This is a genomic window from Pseudomonas sp. CG7 (assembly GCF_023701885.1).
Taxonomy (GTDB): Bacteria; Pseudomonadota; Gammaproteobacteria; order Pseudomonadales; family Pseudomonadaceae; genus Aquipseudomonas; species Aquipseudomonas zanjanensis.
The window spans coordinates 81,443-100,068 of sequence record NZ_JABAEE010000013.1 but is presented as its reverse complement, the minus strand read 5'-3'; the positions used below and the strand labels follow the sequence as shown (position 1 = coordinate 100,068).

The window sequence follows — 18,626 nt, the reverse complement described above, 5'->3', positions numbered from 1 at the left end:
GGTTTGGAAGGTGGGGGGGGGGTCCATGATGAAGATTCCTTTTCAAACGTTATGGCGTCCTTGAAAAGTTTTCACGCTACAAGTTATCCGTGATCCTGCACAGCTTGCTGTCCTCCAAGGATAAAGGGGGAAGCTCGGTCGTTTTCCCGGACAGTTGCTTGAGGGTGACCGTGCACTTGAAGCGCCCCGCGGCCTCCAGTTGGTAATCCGCCCCTGCTTTAGGGACAAAGCGGAACATGTTGTAGCATTGAGCACCGATGTAATGAAAAGCGATGGGCTGTCCGGCAGGCACCAGCAGCTCAGTCATTACCGTGGAAGATGAATGTTTGTCGTCGTCTGGCATGCCCAGTCGTTCGCCGTTGCGATTGGCGTAGCCATCCCGGAACGCCACCATGACGCCCGCGCCCGGCAGGCGGAAATCCACACAATCGGACTTGGGTACGGCCCTGACCATGCCATCGCTGATCACCCGCAAGCGTGCGGTCTCGCCACCATCAGGCGTTGAATAAGGGGTGGAGAAAGAGCGGACATCCGACAGCGCTCCGCAGCCGGTGAGCAGCGTCAATAAGGTGAAGTTCAAGGCATGTCGCAGGACGTGGTAGGTAGTGCCCGGGCAAATATCAGTCTGGGAAATGAGGGGGTGTGGCGATTGGCTCACGATGATGCTCCATGCGGGTCAGATATCCAGGGCCAACGACGGTCAAGAGGAACGCGATGTCAGCGCGAGATTTTATAGAGGGTTCAGGGATTGGCTGCAATAGCCGACGTACCGGGGCGCACGCCTGATGATCCAGGCCCACTCAAGCCTCTTCATCGGATTGGCCCTCGCGGTGGTCGCGACGCTGAGCTGGGCGTTGAACTTCATTGCGCCCTACGTCACCGGCGCCTACACGATCTATGACTTGATGATCGTACGGTTCCTGATCGCCGGTGCCCTGGGCCTGGCTGTCGTGCTGCTCTATCGGGCCGAGCTTCGGCGGCTGCGTCGCAATCAGGTGCTGCTGGCCGCAGGCCTGGGCGTGATTGGCTACCTCGGCTATAGCGCCTGCATCGCCGCCGGCATCATCTTCGGCGGGCCGGTGCTGACACCGGCCTTTATTGGCATGGTGCCGGTCTTGCTGGCATTGCTGGGCAACGCCACGACCAAAATCCTCCAGTGGCGCAAACTGACGATCCCACTGATGTTCTTGACGGTTGGGCTTCTGCTGTCGATTCTCGGCGCGGGCCATCAACCCGTTGCAAGCGACGGTTCCTGGCTGATGGGCTTGTTGTTTTCAATCGGTGCCGTGATCTTGTGGCTCGCATTCAGTTGGGTGAACCAGCGCGCCCTGCTAACACTGCCACCCCAGGCGTCCGGCGCCTGGACTGGCCTGATGATGACTGGCGCCGGCATCGGCACTTTGTGTTTGTTACCGGCAGTACAAGCACTCGACCTGCTCAAACTGCCGAGCCTGGGTTTTGCTGTTTCCGTCGCAGGGCCTTTATATCTCTGGGGGTTCGTGATTGCGCTGATGTCATCCGTTGTCGGGGCCTGGGCCTGGAACGCCGCGTCCCGGCGTTTGCCCATGGTGCTTTCCGGGCAACTGATCGCCTTGGAGTCGCTGTTCGCAACGCTACTGGGTTTGTGGTTTCATCATCGGCTGCCGACACTCCTGGAGATGTCAGGTCTTGCAGCTGTACTGGTTGGGGTGGTCATGGGGGTGCGAATCATCCTCAACTCGCGTGGATCGACAACCAACGCTGCCCCTTGATCAACAGATGATTGCCCTACCCCTTGTCCAGCCTTTTGGCTGTCTTTCTGCGACCCTTCGAAGTCACCACTTTGTATTCAACGGCACCGGCCTCTTCCACTGAATATGCGGTCAGGGAGTCCTCGTGCAAAACGTAATGGGTGGAAGTTTTACTGACAGGAAGAGGGACAGTTTCGATATGAGCGGCCACCTTTGCAGAGGCCGCTGGCTTTCGGGGTCAGATCAATTAAAGTGGACATCATTTCTGGCCTTGTTCTATCGGTACTACCTCGCGGTGTAATCAATGCTCGTTGGCGATATCAGCCTCAGCTTCGCCAATGAGCTCGTCAAGAGACACCCGGACAGGCGTCTCATTGGCCTCGATCCGTGCCTTTACCACCTGTGCCAGCTCCAGTTCATCCAGGCGCTCAACCATGGCCTCGTAAACACTTGCCGGGACCATATAGCCCATGACGCGGTTGTGGTTCAACACCGCCACTGGCGCGCCGTTGCCAGCGTTCAGGACGGATGACGGATTTTTTTGAGTTCGGATACGCTGACGGCCACATCAGCCAAAACGATTTGCATGGAGGCGGCTCCCGCCTTATTGGCTGATCGAGCAAGCACAGCCATTGCATACCTGAGACCTACCTGCCGCCTCCCCCTAGCTCAACACAGCACACTCATCGATTTGCTCCGCAACGCCGCACCGCTTGCGCCTCACCCCGTCACACACCCCTGCGGCACCTTCCCAGCAAAACTATCCACCAGACTCGCCACCACCATCTCCCCCATCCGCGTGCGGGTCTGCAACGTCGCACTCGCTCGGTGGGGTTGCAGCACCACCTGTTCATTGCCAAACAACGCCTCGGGCACATGGGGCTCATCGACAAACACATCCAGCGCCGCACCGGCGATTTCCCCGTCGGCCAGCGCCGCCACCAGGTCGGGCTCGTTTACCAGTTTGCCGCGGGCCACGTTGATCAAGTAGCCGCCCTTGCCCAGCGCTTGCAGCACCTCGGCATCGACGAGGGCTTCAGCCTTGTCGGCGGCCGCCGCGAGGATCAGGGCGTCGCTGTCGCGGGCCAGTTGCTTGAGGTCGGCGACAAAGGTGTGGTTTACGTCGCTCATCGGTTGCAGGGCGGTGTAGCTGATCGGACAACCGACCGCGGCGGCGCGGGTTGCCACGGCGCGACCGACCCGGCCCATGCCGACGATGCCGATGCGCATGCCGGACACCTGCCGGGCCAATGGCAGCGGAGACAGCGGCGTCGGGCTCTGGGGCCATTGGCCGGAGCGCACGTAGCGATCACCGGTGCATAAGCCGCGACACACGGCTATCAATAGGCCGATCGCCAGGTCGGCGACAGCTTCGGGCAGCGCGCCAACGGTCGCCGTCACGCGGATTCCGCGATCCCGGGCATAGGCCAGGTCCACCGCATCGGTGCCCACGCCGTTGACAGCGACCACTTCCAGCTTGGGCAGTTGTGCCATGAGCGCCTGGCTGATGCCGGTATGCCCACCGGTGATCACACCGCGAATGTTGGCGCCGTGTTCTTGTAGATAGGCTTGTTTATCAGCCTGTTCGAAATAGCGCCGCACCGTGAACAGTTCGTTGAGCCGGGTATTGATTTCAGGGATCAGGATCGGGCTGAGTTGCAAGACTTCTGGCTTCATGTACACCTCGTATGGCGAATAAAAAAGCTGGCTCAACCGCGACCGGCAAACGGCATGGCCGTGGCCATGACGGTCATGTTCAAGACGTTGGCCGATAATGGCAGGCCGGCGATGTAACGCACCGCGTCGGCCACGTGCTTGACGTCCACCATCGGCTCCACCGCGATGCTGCCGTTGGCCTGGCGCACGCCCTGGGTCATGCGCACGGACATTTCAGTGAGGGCGTTGCCGATGTCGATCTGGCTGCAGGCAATGTTGTAGTCGCGCCCGTCCAAGGCCAGGGATTTGGTCAACCCCAGCACCGCGTGTTTGCTGGCGGTGTAGGCGCTGCTGAACGGTCGCGGGGTGTGGGCCGAAATCGAACCGTTGTTGATGATCCGTCCACCTTGGGGCTGTTGCCGGCGCATCAGGCCGAAGGCACCACGGGCGCACAGAAAAACGCCGTTGAGGTTGGTGTCGATCACGTTTCGCCACTGTTCGAACGTCAGCTCATCCAGCGGCACGGCGGGCGCATTGACCCCGGCGTTGTTGAACACGACGTCCAGGCGTCCGTAGGTCTCGGCGATGGCGGCAAACAGCGCATCGACACTGGCCGGATCGCGTACATCAGTGGGCACCGCCAGGGCTTCGCGCCCCTCGCAGGCGGCCAACTCGACCAATGCCTGCAAGGGCTCGGGCCGGCGCCCGGCCAACACCAGCGTGTAGCCGTCTTCCATCACTCCCAGGGCCACCGCACGGCCAATCCCACTGCCGGCACCAGTCACCTAAGCCACTTTCAATGTGTTGGACACGTAAGTTCTCCTTTTCTAGATCAGTCAGACAAACGCGGGCCAACGCGCATTTCCAGTTCGCCTATGCCATCGATGCCGGCCGTGATGACATCTCCCGGCTGCAACACATCCACGCCTGCCGGACTGCCGGTCATGATCAAGTCGCCGGCGCGCAGCGTCACCGTTTGGGAGATGCGGGCGATCACTTCACTGACCGACCAGATCTGGCTGTCGAGGCTGTCGCGCTGGCGCTCCTGGCCGTTCACGTTCAACCACAGCTCGCCTTCGGGGTGCCCCGCCCGCGAGACCGGCACGATGGCCGTCATCGGCGCGGCACCATCGAACACCTTGGCGCCCTCCCACGGCAGGCCGTTGCGCTTGGCCAGGCGCTGGACATCACGTCGAGTCAGATCCAAACCCGCCGCGTAGCCCCACACATAGGCCAGCGCCTGGCTCTCAGGAATATTCGCGCCGCCCTCGCCGATGGCCACAACCAATTCGATTTCGTGTGCGAACTCCTCGGTCATCGGTGGAAACGTCACGCCACCGACCGCGTCCACCACACAACTGGCTGGTTTCATGAAAAACACCGGTGGCACGCGGGATTCACCGTGGGTATCGGGCCAAGGGTAGTTGCGACCAACGCAAAAGACCCGGCCAACGGGAAAACGCTGCGGGAAGCCAACAACCGGCAGGGTCACTGGCAAGTCCGGGGTAAAGACATACTCGGGCATGTTCATCCTGATAAAAGTCCTGTTGGAAGGGTCAGCGTACGGCGGCAATCCCTGGCTAAGTTGGAGGAATGCCGCCTCGTGTTGGAGAAAAAAAGCTTTTTTCCGGGCTCAGCGCGCCTTGAGTTCAATGCGATACAAACGGCCAAGCAGCAACCAATAGGACAAGGTGCCGATCAGCGCCACGCCGCCGATGAACCAGAAGGCCAAGGCGAATGAGCCGGTCTTGTGGACGATCGCGCCGACCACGATGGGAGTGACGATACCGCCGATGTTAGCCGCCAGGCTGGTGATCCCGCCGGTCAGTCCGATCAGTTCCTTGGGCGCCACTTCCGACACCGCCGCCCACGAGGACGAAGCGATGCCCTGGGCGAAGAAGGCAATCGTCAGCACGGCGATGCAGATCACGTTCGAATCCGTGAAATTCACCAGCACGATGGACATGCCCAGCATCGACCCGACCACCAACGGTAACTTGCGGGCAAAAGACAGCGAATAGCCGCGACGGATCAGCAGGTCGGAGACGATCCCGGCGAGCAGGATGCCCACCGTCGCGCCCACGAACGGCAGCACAGCGAAGATCCCGGCCTTGATCATGGTCAGTTGACGCTCTTCGATCAGGTACGTGGGGAACCAGGTGAGAAAGAAGTACAGCGCCGAGGTGCTGGCGAATTTACCGATACAAATCGCCCAGACCTGCCGATAGCTGAACAGCTCGGCGATCTGTCGCCAGTTGAACCGGGTACGCTCCTTGCTGCTCTTGACCAGCCCACCCCCTGCCTCGATGTACTTGAGTTCTTCCTGGCTGACTTTCTTGCAGTTCATTGGATCGCGGTACAGGAACAGCCAGGCCACACCGAAAACGATACCAAGCGCACCGGTGCTGTAGAACACATGGCGCCAGTCATAAGTGGTCGCCAACCACAGCAGCGCGCCGGTAAACAGCGCCGTGCCGAGGTACTGGCCGCAGACGTAGATGCTGCTGGCCAGGCCCCGTTCACGCGCTGGGAACCACACCGTGACCGCCCGGCTATTGGCCGGGAACGCCGGCGCTTCCATCGCACCGACGGCCAAGCGCAGACCGAACAATGAAGCGAAGCCCGTGGCAAAGCCCTGGCACACGGTGACGGTCGACCAACTGATTAGCGACACCCCGTAGGTGAACCGGGAACCGAAACGATCGGCGATGAAGCCGGCCGGCACCAGCGCAATGGCGTAGGTCCAGGCAAACGCAGAAAAAATCAGGCCCATTTCGATCTTGTCCAAGCCCAGGTCCTTGGCGAGGAACGGCGCGGCAATCGAAATATTCACCCGATCGATGTAGTTGATGATCGTCGCAATCAGCAGCAACGACAGCATGAACCAACGCCGCCGCGACGGCAGGCGCTCAGGCACCACGGCGTCCCGGGCGCTGGCGATTTGGGTGGTGTGGGAGTTCGACATGGTGGACCTCGTTATTGTTAGAAGCGTCGAAATATTTACGAGCAGCCGAAATCAATGCCCTCGATGCCGGGGCAGAACAATCGCTACAGGAATGAGAGGCGTGAACAGCCGGTGTCAGGTGTTCAAAGAGGCCTTGCAACAGGATTTGTCGCAGAAGCAGTCGGGCGGGTCAGCGTGAAACAGGAACAGGTTCATGATGTGCGCACCTTTGATTGTTTTTGGATGGGAGGTCGGGTTGCGTGGCTCCAACAGTGGTCGTACAACCATTCGAAATCAACTGAGGTGTTAGATCTTTTTTTCCGTTTAAAAGCGCGCCAAAGGAACCTGTCCAAAAAAATCAGATCGGCGATTTTTTTCATACTTTTATTAACCATTTGTTTTTAAAAGATAAATTTAATCATGCGAATTTATTGTGTTTGGACAAGCGCCCTTCATTTTCGAGCGATAGAAAACTCACAACGCCAGCCTCGTCATCGTATGACCTCTTGAACATTATCCAGATGCACCGTCACAATCTTCATCACCGCCATGCACCGCAAAGGATTCCCAGGAGATGTCATCACCGAGCCGAGTCCCCACCTACGTCATGCAGCAACGCAGCGAATTGACCGACTTCTACATCCGCGACAAAAAGGGCCGACGCGCGGAAACCAGCCCGCATCGCCACGAGTACTTCCAGATCCAGATCAACCTCGGCGGCGACACCGTGCAGCACATTGGCAACGTCGAGCGTCCGTTTCCACGCAACACCCTGGCCTTCATCCTGCCCCACCGCGTGCACGTGATTCCGCACCCGGTCGAGAGCAACTTCATGGTGATCAATTTTTCCCAGACGTTCCTGCTGCCGCATCTGCAGTGCGACCCGATGGACCTGGAAGAAGTCTCGATTCTGCTGGCGCCGGAACTGTCGCCGTTCCGTTTCCAGGAACACCTGGACTTCATCCTGGGGGGCGAGGATTTCACCAAGGCCTGCGCCTTGATCGAGCAGATGCGCGCCCTGGACCAGAACCGCCAGTTCGGCACCCGCGAGATGCTCAAGGGCTTGTTGCTGCAACTGATCGGCAGCGTCTGCGCCTTGTACGCGGAGCCACTCAAGCGCTTGGCCGAAGAAAATGCCGCCGAAGTCAGCCGACGCGATGCGCTGGGCCGGATGTCCGAATACCTGCGCAAGAACATCGCCGACCCGGACCTCAACCTGATCAAAGTGGCTGCGGCGACTTACTTGTCGCCGACGTACCTGACCCACTGGCTGCGCAAGGAAATCGGCAAGACCTTTACCGAGCTGGTGCTCGAACGTCGAATGCATGCGGCACGCAATTACTTGCTCAATGGCACACGGCCAGTGGGCGAAGTGGCGAGGTTGTGCGGGTTTGCCGACGAAGCCTATTTTTCCAGGCGTTTTCGCCAGATACATGGACAGCCGCCGGGGCAGTTCAGGCGTCAGCAGTTGAATCCGGACAGTCCGCAGTTGCCGTTGAATACGTGATGAATCTGTCGGCTCTGGAAAACCCGTGGCGAGGGAGCTTGCTCCCGCTGGGTCGCGCAGCGGCCCTCTTTTGTGAGCGCTTCGCACTCAAGCGGGAGCAAGCTCCCTCGTCACGGGTTCATCGCTTCGCTTAAGTCATCCATATGGCCTGTGAGCGCGAACTTTTTCTCGCCATAACGGCGAGTCGGTTTGCATTCTGGATCACCTGATTTCTTCGGTTGGTTATCTATACTGGCTTCCCGGATGAAAAGCAGCGCGTGAAGAATGCCCCTCTCCCCCAAGCAAAACCCTCCCGTCATTCTCGTCCCCGCTCAACAAAGCGACTCGGAAGATCTGGCAGGCATCCGAATCGAGGCCATGCGCGAAAGCCTGGAGCGTGTGGGGCGATTTGATCCGGTGCGGGCGCGCGAGCGGTTTCTTGGTGGTTTCCAACCCTGCTATACGCGCCACATCGAGGTGTCGGGAAAGAGGGCCGGGTTCGTTGTGGTCAAGCCTTTCAGCCATGAACTCTTGCTTGACCACTTGTATATAAGGCCCTGCGCGCAAGGATCAGGAATAGGCGCGGCTGTTCTCGATCATATTTTCAACGAAGCGGATGCAGCCGCGCTCCCGCTCAGGGTGGGTGCCCTTAAGGAAAGCACCTCGAATCGCTTTTACATCCGCCATGGTTTCCAATTCGTCGAAAGCAGCGAGTTCGACAATTATTATGTCCGGCAGAGCGGTTGCACGACGGGTCCGGCTAGCTAGCCAATCGACACAGTCACCGCAGAATCAACACCGCCGCTACCGCAATCACGGCCACCACGCCAAAGACCATCCGCGCGACCCACGGCGCGGTGAGCCAGACGCCGGTCACCCCGGCAATCTGCCCCACGTTCTTCTCGGTCAGACGGAAACTCGGCTCCCGGAACGGATTGCCGCAATGTGGACAGGCGTAGGCCTTGTCGGAAATTCGGGATGCGCATTCAGGACAATCGATCAGACTCATTGCGTGACCTCAGGAAGAGACGAACTTGGGGTACTGACAAAGACCATGCCTTTCCGGTTTTTGTTCTGAGTCGAGTGAACCTTTTGAAAAGCACGCGACGGAAAAGCGAACTGTTTCACAGCCAACAATATAGCCCAACGCAATTGTTTCGGCCGAACCGCTACTGTTCAGGTTTTACACGCCGGATAAGGTCGTCCAGCACGTAGGTGTCCAGAAAGGCTGTGACTTCAATGATCTGACCATTCTTGAAAGTCATGTGCCACAGGTAGGCGTTGTTGTAGGGCTTGTGATCAAGCGCCGTGGCTGTGCCGTCCCACATCACAATCACGACATCATCCTGAGCAACGATGTGCTGCACCGTGGGGACAATCGGTGTTGCCAGCCGAGCGGTAATCGACCGCACGACGTGGGCCAGCTCAGCCTTGTTGTTATAGACACCGGAAACAGGGCTCGTCCCGGCCACGGTCCATTTCGCATTGGGCGCCAGCAGATCGAATACAGTGCCTTTGCCTTGTTGCCAATTCGCGAAGGCCTGGCGGACCAGATCCGTATTGGCGTTTTGAATAGGTTCCGAAGCCCAGGCGTTACTCGTGAAAAACACTAAAGACAGTGCAAGAGCCTGGACGCGCAAAGCCAAATTCATCCATAGGGTCATGATGTTCTCTCACAGCAATGCAGTTGATAAGACGCGCTTCCAGGAGAACCTTAACGGCGTGTGCCCAGAATCCTTTGCCCGATACTGCTGTGAGGTTGCCCGATGCTGTTCAGTGGATAGATTTCATGAGCAGCCGTTCATCAAGCAATTTGCCGCGCCTTTGTGCCTTCAGCCTTAACTACCTTCATGCCCTTATGCTCAGACTTCTCCGTCACCGGAAAACCATTGCACCCTAGAGGAAAATGTTTCATTCCATGAGAGAGGCTGGTTTCCAGAATCGCCCGGCCAGCCAGCGACCGACACTCAAGGCCCAGGCCAACATAGCGATCAATCCGACACTAAGCAGCATCCCATTCACGCCCGTGCTGCTGATGAGCTTGCCGGCGATAAAGGGAAACCCGAATACGCCAATGAAGTAGGACAGGCTGAAAAGCAGCAGTGCCTGGGCGGTCAGTCCAGGTGGCGCCTCGTTGGCAGCCAAGCCATTAATGACCGAATAGTTGAGACCATAACCGACCCCAAGCAAGGCCGCCGTCAACCCGTAACTAAGACTGTCATGAACCCACACACCGAACCCCGTCACGGCGACCAACATCAGCGTGGTCAACAGGCAAGAAGTCGCAAAGGGGTCACGGCGTACCACCCACCCGGCAATCAACAACCGACAAGCGATAGCCGCCCCCATGAAACCGACGAAAAACAGGGAGTAGTCCAACCCCTGACTGGCGGCATAACTGGTCTGGAAACTGCCCAGGCCGCCGAAGATCGCGCCCCCCAGCCCCACCATCAAAATGGACAACGCTGAACGTGAGCGCAGCACATCCGTCGCCGATCTCAGCCCCATCCGTGCCTTATCGCCAGGCCGGCGCTCCACTTCGGCAAAGCCCGTTCTCAGCCACCAAAAATACACCCCACCCAGCAATGCCGCGGCGGCGGCAAAGAAGAAAGCCGTCTGGATGGGTAGCCCAACGGAACTGGCCAGCTTGCCTGAAAGAGGGCCACTACCGATCCCCGTCAACATGCTGCCCGACAAAAGCGCGAAGCAATGAGTCCGTCTGGCTGGCTCGACCATCGCTGCGACCATAATGGGCCCAACCGTGTAAAACAGCCCCCACCCGATCCCCAGCATCAAACCGCAGGCCAACAAACCGATGCCAAGGCCCGATATCAGCGCAAACCCCATGGACGCAATGACCAGAAATACAGCGCCAAGGGCCATGCACAGTGCTGCACCTATGCGCTGCATCAAATGCCCCGAGGCGACCACCGCGACCAGGGTACTCGTCATGGCAACGGCAAAGACTTGCCCCGCATCGCGCTCAGTTCCCCCCAGGGAGGACACCAGCAGCGAGACCAGGAAAGTGGCGCCATAAGAAATGGACAGTAGAAAACTGGCTACGCAAAACAGGCCGAAGCGATTGGAGGGCTTGCCGATGGAGAGCGGTGACATCGGTGTTTTTCCACGCGCTGAACAGGCCTTTTTGTAGCACGGCTACAGGCGGGGATAGTGGTTTGGGTGGCGGAGTCAAGGTTAGGAAGTTTGCACCTTTTGCGCTGACGGCGTATCACCTGGGCCATTGCCCCCATCGTCATTTTTTTAAGACGGCAGAAACCACAAGCCCCTGGTTTTCTTGGAAAACCAGGGGCTTGTGTGTACCGAATTTGGCGATGGGGCTAGGGGTCGATGGGGACGCGACCGTATAGCCAATCGATACACTCGTATATACAACAGCTACACATTGATATAGCGTTAATCACGAAGCCGACTCAACGGCATCGAATCTCAACCGATAGATCTTTCCAACGACTGATCACATAAGCGAAGCACTGAGGCATCTCCAAGGCGGGAATCAACATGACCGTAAGCATCGAAAAATCCAAGCCCGTTCCCATCAACATGAGGGCGGATGAAAAAAAACGGAACCTGATCGATCTGGCAGCTGCCATGTCCGGTCGTGATCGAACCAGCTTTATCTTGGAAGCTGCTTGTCAGAAAGCAGAGGAAGTCATCCTTGCCAAGCGGTTGTTCCTTCTCGACGACGTTGCATTTGACGCATTTGAACAGGCCATGGAAGCCAATCCGATCCGAGATAATAAATGCCTACTTCAACTTCTCGAAAGGCCCAAACCGTGGAGTTGAGGGCTCCAGAAAAGCTGAACGACGAACACATCCTGGACGAATTCGATTCAGGCGTGGCGTCGATCAACGATTATCTTCAAAAAACAGCACGTAAAGCTCAAGCCGCCAAGCAAGCCGTTGTGTACGTTGTCTGTCGCAAGGACACATCGGTCGTCATGGGTTATTACACCCTGTCGAGTGGATCGATCGCTCGAGAGAATGTCGTTCGGAAAAGCCGTCAGCGCAATTCTCCGAGTGTGCACCCAGTGACCTTGTTGGGACGCATGGGCATCACTGAAACAGCACAGGGCCAGGGCTTCGCTATCGGCTTGCTTCAGGATGCGGTTGAACGAGCAATTATCGCGTCTGAAACCATCGGTTCTACTGCAATGATTGTTCACCCGCTTAACCAGCGGCTGTCAGACTTTTATGCCAAACACGCAGGATTTATTCCGTGTCCTGAGCTTTCGCCTATTACGTTGATGTTGCCACTCCGATAGCCTTTTGATGGGCTCCTGAAACCGTCGACTCGCCCAGTTCCGAGATCCATTGCAGATCGACGGCGCAACCAGGTTCGTCCACCGCGTACCAGTTTCCATAGATCCAGTCCCACCGTGGTCCCATGGCAGCGTTTCTTGGACACCAAAAACCACAAACCCCCGACTTTCTCTAGGAAAATCAGGGGTTTGTGTTTGTAGAATGTGGCGGTGAAGGAGAGATTCGAACTCTCGATACAGTTTCCTGTATACACACTTTCCAGGCGTGCTCCTTAAGCCACTCGGACACTTCACCGTATCTCGCCAAACTGTTCAGTCTGTCGAGGCGCGCTAATGTAGTCGAAAGCTTTTCCGATGGCAAAGGTTTTTTTCAGAAGTTTCATGCGGTTAAGCTTCGTCGGGCATTCAAACGCGCCTGGACAGGGCAAACCGGCCAATCTTCGGGGTTGAATGGGTACTGCCCTATAGAGGAAGGCGTGGCGGGATGGGCGGGCCAGGCTGTTTGTCGAGCTTGGGGCTGACCGGTGAGTCAGTCACGGCGCTTTACCTGGCCTGCGGCGGTGGGTAACGTCTGCGACACTTCTCTTACAAGGAATAGCGTCATGAGCGACTTGATTGCCTACCATCTCGAAGACGGTATCGCGACCCTGACCTTGAACAACGGCAAGGTCAATGCCATCTCGCCGGATGTGATTGCCGCGTTCAACGCAGCGCTGGACCAGGCGACGGCGGATCGGGCGGTGGTGATCATTACCGGGCAGCCGGGGATTTTGTCGGGTGGTTACGATTTGAAAGTGATGACTGCCGGTCCCAAGGAAGCGGTGAGCCTGGTCACGGCTGGCTCGACACTGGCCCGTCGCCTGCTGTCGCACCCCTTCCCTGTCGTTGTCGCGTGCCCTGGGCATGCGGTAGCCAAGGGTGCGTTCCTGCTGTTGTCGGCGGATTACCGCATTGGTGTCGAAGGCCCGTTCAGCATTGGCCTGAACGAAGTGCAGATTGGCATGACCATGCACCATGCCGGTATTGAGCTGGCCCGTGATCGCCTGCGCAAGTCGGCGTTCCACCGTTCGGTGATCAATGCCGAGATGTTCAATCCCCAGGGCGCCGTGGATGCCGGTTTCCTCGACAAGGTGGTGTCGGCCGACGAACTGCAGGGCGCTGCCCTGGAAGCAGCGCGTCAGCTGAAAAAAATCAACATGTCGGCCCACAAGAACACCAAGCTGAAAGTTCGCAAAGCACTGCTGGAAACGCTGGACAGTGCGATTCTGCTGGATCAGGAGCATATGGGCTGACGCTCACAAATCACCCAAACATCATTGTGGCGAGGGAGCTTGCTCCCGCTCGGCTGCGCAGCAGTCGTAAACACTGCCAGCCGTTTTTCTGATGCTCCGTGTTGAATGGTTTTGGGGCTGCTGCGCAGCCCAGCGGGAGCAAGCTCCCTCGCCACAGATGAGCCTTTCCTTGGTGCTGGGCTTTTTCCTACATGGGCCGTTTAAAAATCCGCAACCGCTCTAGGACGCTTCTGGCGCACTATTTAGAAACATGTGCTTAAACATCGTCCATTTTCTACCTCTATAGGGGCAATTGCTGAAAACAGTGCACGTCCGTACACTGCGCCACCTTTTGTCCCGACGGGGCCCTGTAGATGCTGTTTGTATTGCGTATGTTGTTGATGGGCCTGCACTTTGTCCTGGCGGGTGTGCTTGGGGTGATTCTGGGCCTGTGCCGCCCCTTCAATCCGGACAACAGTCGTTTGTGCGCCAGGCTCTACGCGTTGCCGGCCATGTGCATTTTGCGCCTGCGGGTCCGGACGCAGGTCGACACGCTGGTGAATAAGCCCAACGGCTGCGTGATCATCGCCAATCACCAATCCAACTATGACCTGTTCATGTTCGGCAACGTGGTGCCGCGCCGTACCGTGTGCATTGGCAAGAAGAGCCTGAAATGGGTGCCGCTGTTCGGGCAGTTGTTCTGGCTGGCGGGCAATGTGTTGATCGACCGCGGCAACGCGATCAAGGCGCGACAATCGATGCTGACCACCACTCATACGTTGCAGCATGAGGACACCTCGATCTGGGTCTTCCCGGAAGGCACGCGCAACCTGGGCGAGGACCTGCTGCCCTTCAAGAAAGGCGCATTCCAGATGGCCATCGCCGCCGGGGTCCCGATTATTCCGGTGTGCGTCAACAGCTACATCAAGCACATGCGCCTCAATCGCTGGCGCAGTGGCGACATTCTCATACGCTCGTTGCCGGCAATTCCTACGGCCGGACTGAGCATGGATGACATGCCCCGGCTCATCGCCGAATGCCGCGAGCAGATGCGCGAATGCATCGCGACCATGGACCGGCAGTTGCAAGCCGCGTGAATGGAAAACCCGCCCTACGGCGGGTTTTCTTTTACCGCCGAACTCCGCAGATTTCACTGACTCTCAAGCAACAGGGCGCGTTAAGCTGAACGCTGCCTGCCACTGCCATTTTCCAATAAGAAGTGAACCACCATTATGGGTAGAGTCGTTGCCGCTGCGGTTTACAGCGCCGGTAAGAAAGTCACCAATATCACCCTCGACGAAGGCAGCGCCTGGGCTGCCAAACCGGGTCACTTTGTATGGATCGGTCTCGAAGAGCCCAGCACGCTGGAGCTGACCAACCTGCAGCGTCAATTCAACCTGCACGAACTGGCGATCGAAGACGCCATGGAGAAACACAGCCGCCCCAAGCTGGAGACCTTTGGTGATGCGCTGTTCATCGTCACGTATTCGCCGATACGCAAGGACGGCAAGCTGGAGTTCATCGAGACCCATATCTTTGCCGGCAAGGGCTACGTCATCACCGCTCGCAACGGCCATTCAGCGTCCTACGCCCACGTCCGACAGCGTTGTGAGGCACGTCCCCTCTTGCTGAAGCATGGGGAAGATTTCGTCCTCTACGCCATCCTTGATTTCGTGATTGAAAACTACCAGCCGGTAGGTGAAGCCATTCACGCCGAAATCGACGAGCTGGAACGTAACGTGTTGTGCAGCTCCCTGAACGAGCGGGATATCCAGAACCTGCACAGCTTGCGCCGCGACGTGTTGCGCCTGCGTCGCTATGCAGCACCCATGGTGGAAATCAGCGAAGAGCTGCAGCGACTCGATTTCCCCTTCATCGACAAGAACATGGGCCCGTACTTTCGCGATGTGCAGATTCATGTAACGCGGCAAATGGAAGACCTGGCGACCCTGGCCGACATCGCCAGCCAGACTATCGAAGTCGGCGTGCTGCTCGAAGCGTCGCGCCAGAGCGTGGTGCAACGCAAGTTCGCCGCTTGGGCGGCAATCCTGGCGTTTCCCACAGCCGTGGCCGGGATCTATGGGATGAACTTCGAAAATATGCCGGAGTTGGCCTGGCACTATGGGTATTTTCTGGTGCTTGGATTCATCGGAGGGGGGTGCACCGCTTTGTGGGCGAGTTTCAAGCGGTCGGGGTGGTTGTAGGCGAGCATCATCCGGTGGGATTTGTGTGGCGTCCATCGCGAGCAGGCTCGCTCCCACATTAAGTCCTGCTCGGCGTGTGACCTTTAGGCTTGGCTGGTTTCAGCCTGCGGCTTGTGCGCCACAAAACGCATCATCCACTCCGCCACCGTTGTGCCGTGGTGCTCATGGGCCAGGCTTGCCACGCCCTGGCTGTAGATCTGCTCGCCGAGGTGTTGCTGGCGAATCTCCAGCAAGGCCCGGGAGTAATCGTGGATAAACTCCGGGTGGCCCTGGAAGCACAGCACCTGGTCGTTGATGTGGTAGGCGGCGAACGGGCAGAAATCGCTGGAGGCGATGACGGTCGCGCTTTCGGGCAGTTCGGTGACCTGGTCCTGATGGCTGATCAGCAAGGTCAGTTCTTCCATCACCGGGCTCATCCACGGCGCCTTGGCGGCGAGTTTGTAGCGATGGGTGCCAACGCCCCAGCCTTGGGTAGCGCGTTCGGTCTTACCGCCCAGCAACAACGCCAACAGTTGATGACCGAAGCACACACCGAGCAATTTGTCGCCGCGCTGGTAGCGCTCCAGCAGGTAGGTCTTGAGGGTTTGAATCCAAGGGTCGGTGCCAAAGGAGTCCGCCTTGCTGCCGGTCACCAGGTAAGCGTCGAACGCCTCGTCATCGCTGGGGTAATGCCCCTCCATCACGTTGTACACGATGAATGCGGCCGCGATGGGCTGCTGTGAAAAAAGACGCTGGAACATCTGCCCGTAACCCTGATACTGGTCGACCAGTTCCGGACGCAGGATATCGGTTTCCAAGATGCAGATGCGTAGCGACATAAAAAATACCTGACACGTGATGGGAATATTGCACACCCCAGAGCCTGCCCTGAAACACGGTCCTAAGGCAAGCCCCTTCCCTGGTTTGTCAGAACCGTTCGTGCCGGGCGGCTTTCTCCAACAGCAAGGCCGGCGGTGAGAAGCGTTCGCCGTATTGCTCGGCCAGGTACTGGGCACGGCCGATAAAGTCCTGCAGGCCGTATTGGTTGATGAATTGCAGCGCACCACCGGTCCAGGCCGCAAAGCCGATGCCAAGGATCGAGCCGACGTTGGCGTCGGCCGTCGAAGTCAGTACGCCCTCCTCCACGCAGCGCACGGTTTCCAGGGCTTGGATGAACACCAGGCGATCACGGATATCCTGCGGGGAAATCTGTCCGTCGACTTTCTCGAAGCGGCTCTTTAGCTGTGGCCAAAGATACTTTTGTCCATTGGCCGGGTATTCGTAGAAGCCAGCGCCAGCGGCCTTGCCCGGACGCTTGTATTCGTTGAGCAGCAAGTCAATCACGGCGAACGCAGGGTGCTCAGTCGGCGTTTTCCCTTCTGCACGCAGGTCCTTGGCGGTTTGCGTGCGGATATGGCTCATCAGGCCGAGGGAAACTTCGTCAGAGATCGCCAGAGGCCCGACCGGCATCCCGGCCTTGCGCGCTTCGGTCTCGATCATCGGCGCGCTCACGCCCTCGCCGAGCATGGCGATGCCTTCACTGGTAAAGGTGCCGAATACCCGCGACGTGAAGAAACCGCGACTGTCGTTGACCACAATCGGCGTCTTGTTGATCTGCAGGACAAAATCGAAACCCCGGGCCAGGGTCGTGTCACTGGTACGCGCGCCCCTGATGATCTCCACCAGGGGCATTTTTTCCACCGGGCTGAAGAAGTGCAGGCCAATGAACTTCGTCGGGTCCGGCACGGCCATGGCCAGGCCGGTGATAGGTAAAGTCGAGGTGTTGGAGGCGATCACCGCATCCTCTCCCGTCACTGCCTGGGCGGCGGCCGACACGCTGGCTTTCAGGGCTCGATCTTCAAATACCGCTTCGATGATCAGGTCGCAACCGGCCAGGTCCGCGTGGCTGTCGGTGGGGTGAATCCGCGCCAGCGTGGCTTCGCGCTGCTCGGCAGTGAGTTGTCCGCGGGCGACCTTTTTATCCAGCAACGCCGCCGAACGGGCCTTGCCCTTCTCGGCTGCCGCCAGATCGACATCCTTCAGCACCACCACAATGCCGGCCACGGCGCTAACGTAAGCAATACCAGCCCCCATCATGCCCGCACCGAGCACGCCGACTTTTTTCGTCAGATACGGCGCCAAACCTTGTGGGCGAGAGCCGCCAGCCTTGATCTCGTTGAGCTGGAACCAGAAGGTGCCGATCAGGTTCTTCGCCACCTGGCCGGTGGTCAGTTCGGTGAAGTAGCGGGTTTCGATCAGGTGGGCAGTGTCGAAATCCACCTGGGCGCCCTCTACGGCCGCGCAGAGGATCTTCTCCGGTGCCGGCAAGCAGCCCTGGGTCTTGTTGCGCAGGATCGAGGGGGCGATTGCCAACATTTGCGCGACCTTCGGGTCGGACGGCGTGCCGCCCGGCAGTCGATAGCCCTTTGCGTCCCAGGGTTGCACGACGCTGGGGTTGGCGAGAATCCAGGCCCGGGCCTTGGCCAGCAGTTCGTCACGATCCTTCGCCAGCTCATCGATCAAACCCGCCTGCAGCGCTTGTTGCGCATTGACCTTCTTGCCCTCGAGCAGGTAGGGCAAGGCCTTTTCCAAGCCGAGCAGGCGCACCATCCGCACCACCCCGCCGCCGCCCGGCAACAGGCCGAGGGTGACCTCCGGCAAGCCGAGCTGCACCGATGGCAGGTCCAGCGCCACACGATGATGGCAGGCCAGGCAGATCTCCCAACCACCGCCAAGGGCCGCGCCATTGATGGCCGCCACCACGGGCTTGCCCAGGGTTTCCAAGGCACGCAGTTGCGCCTTGAGCAGCAGGACCCTGTCATAAAAAGCCTTGGCCTCGGGCTTGCCGACCTTGACCAGCTCGTTGAGGTCACCACCGGCAAAAAACGTGTGCTTGGCCGAGGTGATGATCACACCGGCAATCGAGTCCTTTTCAGCCTTCAAACGGGCGACGCAAGCGGCCATGGCCTCGCGGTAACGCGCATTCATGGTGTTGGCGCTCTGGCCCGGCATGTCCAGGGTCAGGACGACGATCCGGTCCTGGCCGGTTTCGTAACGGATGGCATCGGTCATGAAA

General features: G+C 58.6%; 18 protein-coding genes, 1 tRNA gene and 1 pseudogene. 8 read left to right on the top strand and 12 right to left on the bottom strand.

Features of this window, described 5'->3' with window-relative positions:
• Positions 1 to 76: 76 nt before the first annotated feature.
• Positions 77 to 658, bottom strand: a complete 582-nt coding sequence (locus tag HGO40_RS08105; protein ID WP_250962592.1) for a hypothetical protein — start codon at positions 656 to 658, stop codon at positions 77 to 79.
• A 127-nt stretch (positions 659 to 785) separates the two neighbouring features.
• Here HGO40_RS08105 and HGO40_RS08100 point away from each other — a divergent pair, with 127 nt between their 5' ends.
• Positions 786 to 1,751 carry a DMT family transporter gene (locus HGO40_RS08100; RefSeq protein ID WP_250962591.1) on the top strand — a complete coding sequence of 322 codons (966 nt, stop codon included), beginning with the start codon at positions 786 to 788 and terminating at the stop codon, positions 1,749 to 1,751.
• Between the two features lie 280 nt (positions 1,752 to 2,031).
• Here HGO40_RS08100 and HGO40_RS08095 read toward each other — a convergent pair.
• From HGO40_RS08095 to HGO40_RS08075, 5 genes and pseudogenes are all read right to left on the bottom strand, one after another.
• Positions 2,032 to 2,318 (bottom strand): annotated as a pseudogene (locus HGO40_RS08095) (type II toxin-antitoxin system Phd/YefM family antitoxin).
• Between the two features lie 132 nt (positions 2,319 to 2,450).
• Positions 2,451 to 3,407: a 2-hydroxyacid dehydrogenase gene (locus HGO40_RS08090; RefSeq protein ID WP_250962590.1), complete on the bottom strand. Its 957-nt coding sequence runs from the start codon at positions 3,405 to 3,407 to the stop codon at positions 2,451 to 2,453.
• Between the two features lie 32 nt (positions 3,408 to 3,439).
• On the bottom strand, positions 3,440 to 4,171 hold the full coding sequence (locus HGO40_RS08085; RefSeq protein WP_250962589.1) for an SDR family oxidoreductase: 732 nt from the start codon (positions 4,169 to 4,171) through the stop codon (positions 3,440 to 3,442).
• Positions 4,172 to 4,218: 47 nt separating this feature from the next.
• Positions 4,219 to 4,917, bottom strand: a complete 699-nt coding sequence (locus HGO40_RS08080; protein WP_250962588.1) for a fumarylacetoacetate hydrolase family protein — start codon at positions 4,915 to 4,917, stop codon at positions 4,219 to 4,221.
• A 102-nt stretch (positions 4,918 to 5,019) separates the two neighbouring features.
• Positions 5,020 to 6,351, bottom strand: a complete 1,332-nt coding sequence (locus HGO40_RS08075) for an MFS transporter (protein WP_250962587.1) — start codon at positions 6,349 to 6,351, stop codon at positions 5,020 to 5,022.
• A 553-nt stretch (positions 6,352 to 6,904) separates the two neighbouring features.
• On the opposite strand from HGO40_RS08075, the gene HGO40_RS08070 reads away from it, so the two are divergent.
• Positions 6,905 to 7,837, top strand: coding sequence for a helix-turn-helix transcriptional regulator (locus tag HGO40_RS08070; RefSeq protein ID WP_250962586.1), 933 nt, complete (start codon positions 6,905 to 6,907; stop codon positions 7,835 to 7,837).
• Between the two features lie 264 nt (positions 7,838 to 8,101).
• Complete coding sequence (locus tag HGO40_RS08065) at positions 8,102 to 8,584, top strand: GNAT family N-acetyltransferase (protein WP_250962585.1); 483 nt, start codon at positions 8,102 to 8,104, stop codon at positions 8,582 to 8,584.
• Between the two features lie 13 nt (positions 8,585 to 8,597).
• Here the strand turns inward: HGO40_RS08065 and HGO40_RS08060 are convergent, their stop codons facing one another.
• The 3 genes from HGO40_RS08060 to HGO40_RS08050 all read right to left on the bottom strand — a co-directional run bounded on the left by HGO40_RS08060 (position 8,598) and on the right by HGO40_RS08050 (position 10,930).
• Entirely contained in the window at positions 8,598 to 8,825 is a 228-nt protein-coding gene (locus tag HGO40_RS08060; RefSeq protein ID WP_186707235.1) for a zinc ribbon domain-containing protein, read from the bottom strand.
• 160 nt (positions 8,826 to 8,985) lie between these two features.
• Entirely contained in the window at positions 8,986 to 9,468 is a 483-nt protein-coding gene (locus HGO40_RS08055; RefSeq protein WP_250962596.1) for a nuclear transport factor 2 family protein, read from the bottom strand.
• A gap of 259 nt (positions 9,469 to 9,727) precedes the next feature.
• The gene (locus HGO40_RS08050) at positions 9,728 to 10,930 is read right to left on the bottom strand and encodes an MFS transporter (protein WP_250962584.1); all 1,203 of its coding nucleotides are present in this window, start codon (positions 10,928 to 10,930) and stop codon (positions 9,728 to 9,730) included.
• A gap of 405 nt (positions 10,931 to 11,335) precedes the next feature.
• Here HGO40_RS08050 and HGO40_RS08045 point away from each other — a divergent pair, with 405 nt between their 5' ends.
• Together HGO40_RS08045 and HGO40_RS08040 are read left to right on the top strand one after the other, a co-directional pair.
• The gene (locus HGO40_RS08045; RefSeq protein ID WP_250962583.1) at positions 11,336 to 11,620 is read left to right on the top strand and encodes a type II toxin-antitoxin system TacA family antitoxin; all 285 of its coding nucleotides are present in this window, start codon (positions 11,336 to 11,338) and stop codon (positions 11,618 to 11,620) included.
• Positions 11,578 to 12,099 carry a GNAT family N-acetyltransferase gene (locus HGO40_RS08040; protein WP_250962582.1) on the top strand — a complete coding sequence of 174 codons (522 nt, stop codon included), beginning with the start codon at positions 11,578 to 11,580 and terminating at the stop codon, positions 12,097 to 12,099. The genes HGO40_RS08045 and HGO40_RS08040 overlap by 43 nt, the downstream gene beginning before the upstream one ends.
• A gap of 202 nt (positions 12,100 to 12,301) precedes the next feature.
• On the opposite strand, the gene HGO40_RS08035 is transcribed toward HGO40_RS08040, so the two are convergent.
• Positions 12,302 to 12,391, bottom strand: a tRNA-Ser gene (locus HGO40_RS08035).
• A 307-nt stretch (positions 12,392 to 12,698) separates the two neighbouring features.
• On the opposite strand from HGO40_RS08035, the gene HGO40_RS08030 reads away from it, so the two are divergent.
• From HGO40_RS08030 to HGO40_RS08020, 3 genes are all read left to right on the top strand, one after another.
• Positions 12,699 to 13,388: a crotonase/enoyl-CoA hydratase family protein gene (locus tag HGO40_RS08030; protein ID WP_250962581.1), complete on the top strand. Its 690-nt coding sequence runs from the start codon at positions 12,699 to 12,701 to the stop codon at positions 13,386 to 13,388.
• Between the two features lie 353 nt (positions 13,389 to 13,741).
• A complete protein-coding gene (locus HGO40_RS08025; RefSeq protein WP_250962580.1) occupies positions 13,742 to 14,464 on the top strand; it encodes a 1-acylglycerol-3-phosphate O-acyltransferase in 723 nt (240 codons plus the stop codon).
• Between the two features lie 135 nt (positions 14,465 to 14,599).
• Positions 14,600 to 15,571 (top strand): magnesium and cobalt transport protein CorA, encoded by a 972-nt coding sequence (locus HGO40_RS08020; protein ID WP_250962579.1) that lies wholly within the window; start codon positions 14,600 to 14,602, stop codon positions 15,569 to 15,571.
• 83 nt (positions 15,572 to 15,654) lie between these two features.
• Here HGO40_RS08020 and HGO40_RS08015 read toward each other — a convergent pair whose 3' ends face one another.
• On the bottom strand, positions 15,655 to 16,389 hold the full coding sequence (locus tag HGO40_RS08015) for an amidotransferase (RefSeq protein WP_250962578.1): 735 nt from the start codon (positions 16,387 to 16,389) through the stop codon (positions 15,655 to 15,657).
• A gap of 88 nt (positions 16,390 to 16,477) precedes the next feature.
• On the bottom strand, positions 16,478 to 18,622 hold the full coding sequence (locus HGO40_RS08010; RefSeq protein ID WP_250962577.1) for a 3-hydroxyacyl-CoA dehydrogenase NAD-binding domain-containing protein: 2,145 nt from the start codon (positions 18,620 to 18,622) through the stop codon (positions 16,478 to 16,480).
• Positions 18,623 to 18,626: the final 4 nt, after the last annotated feature.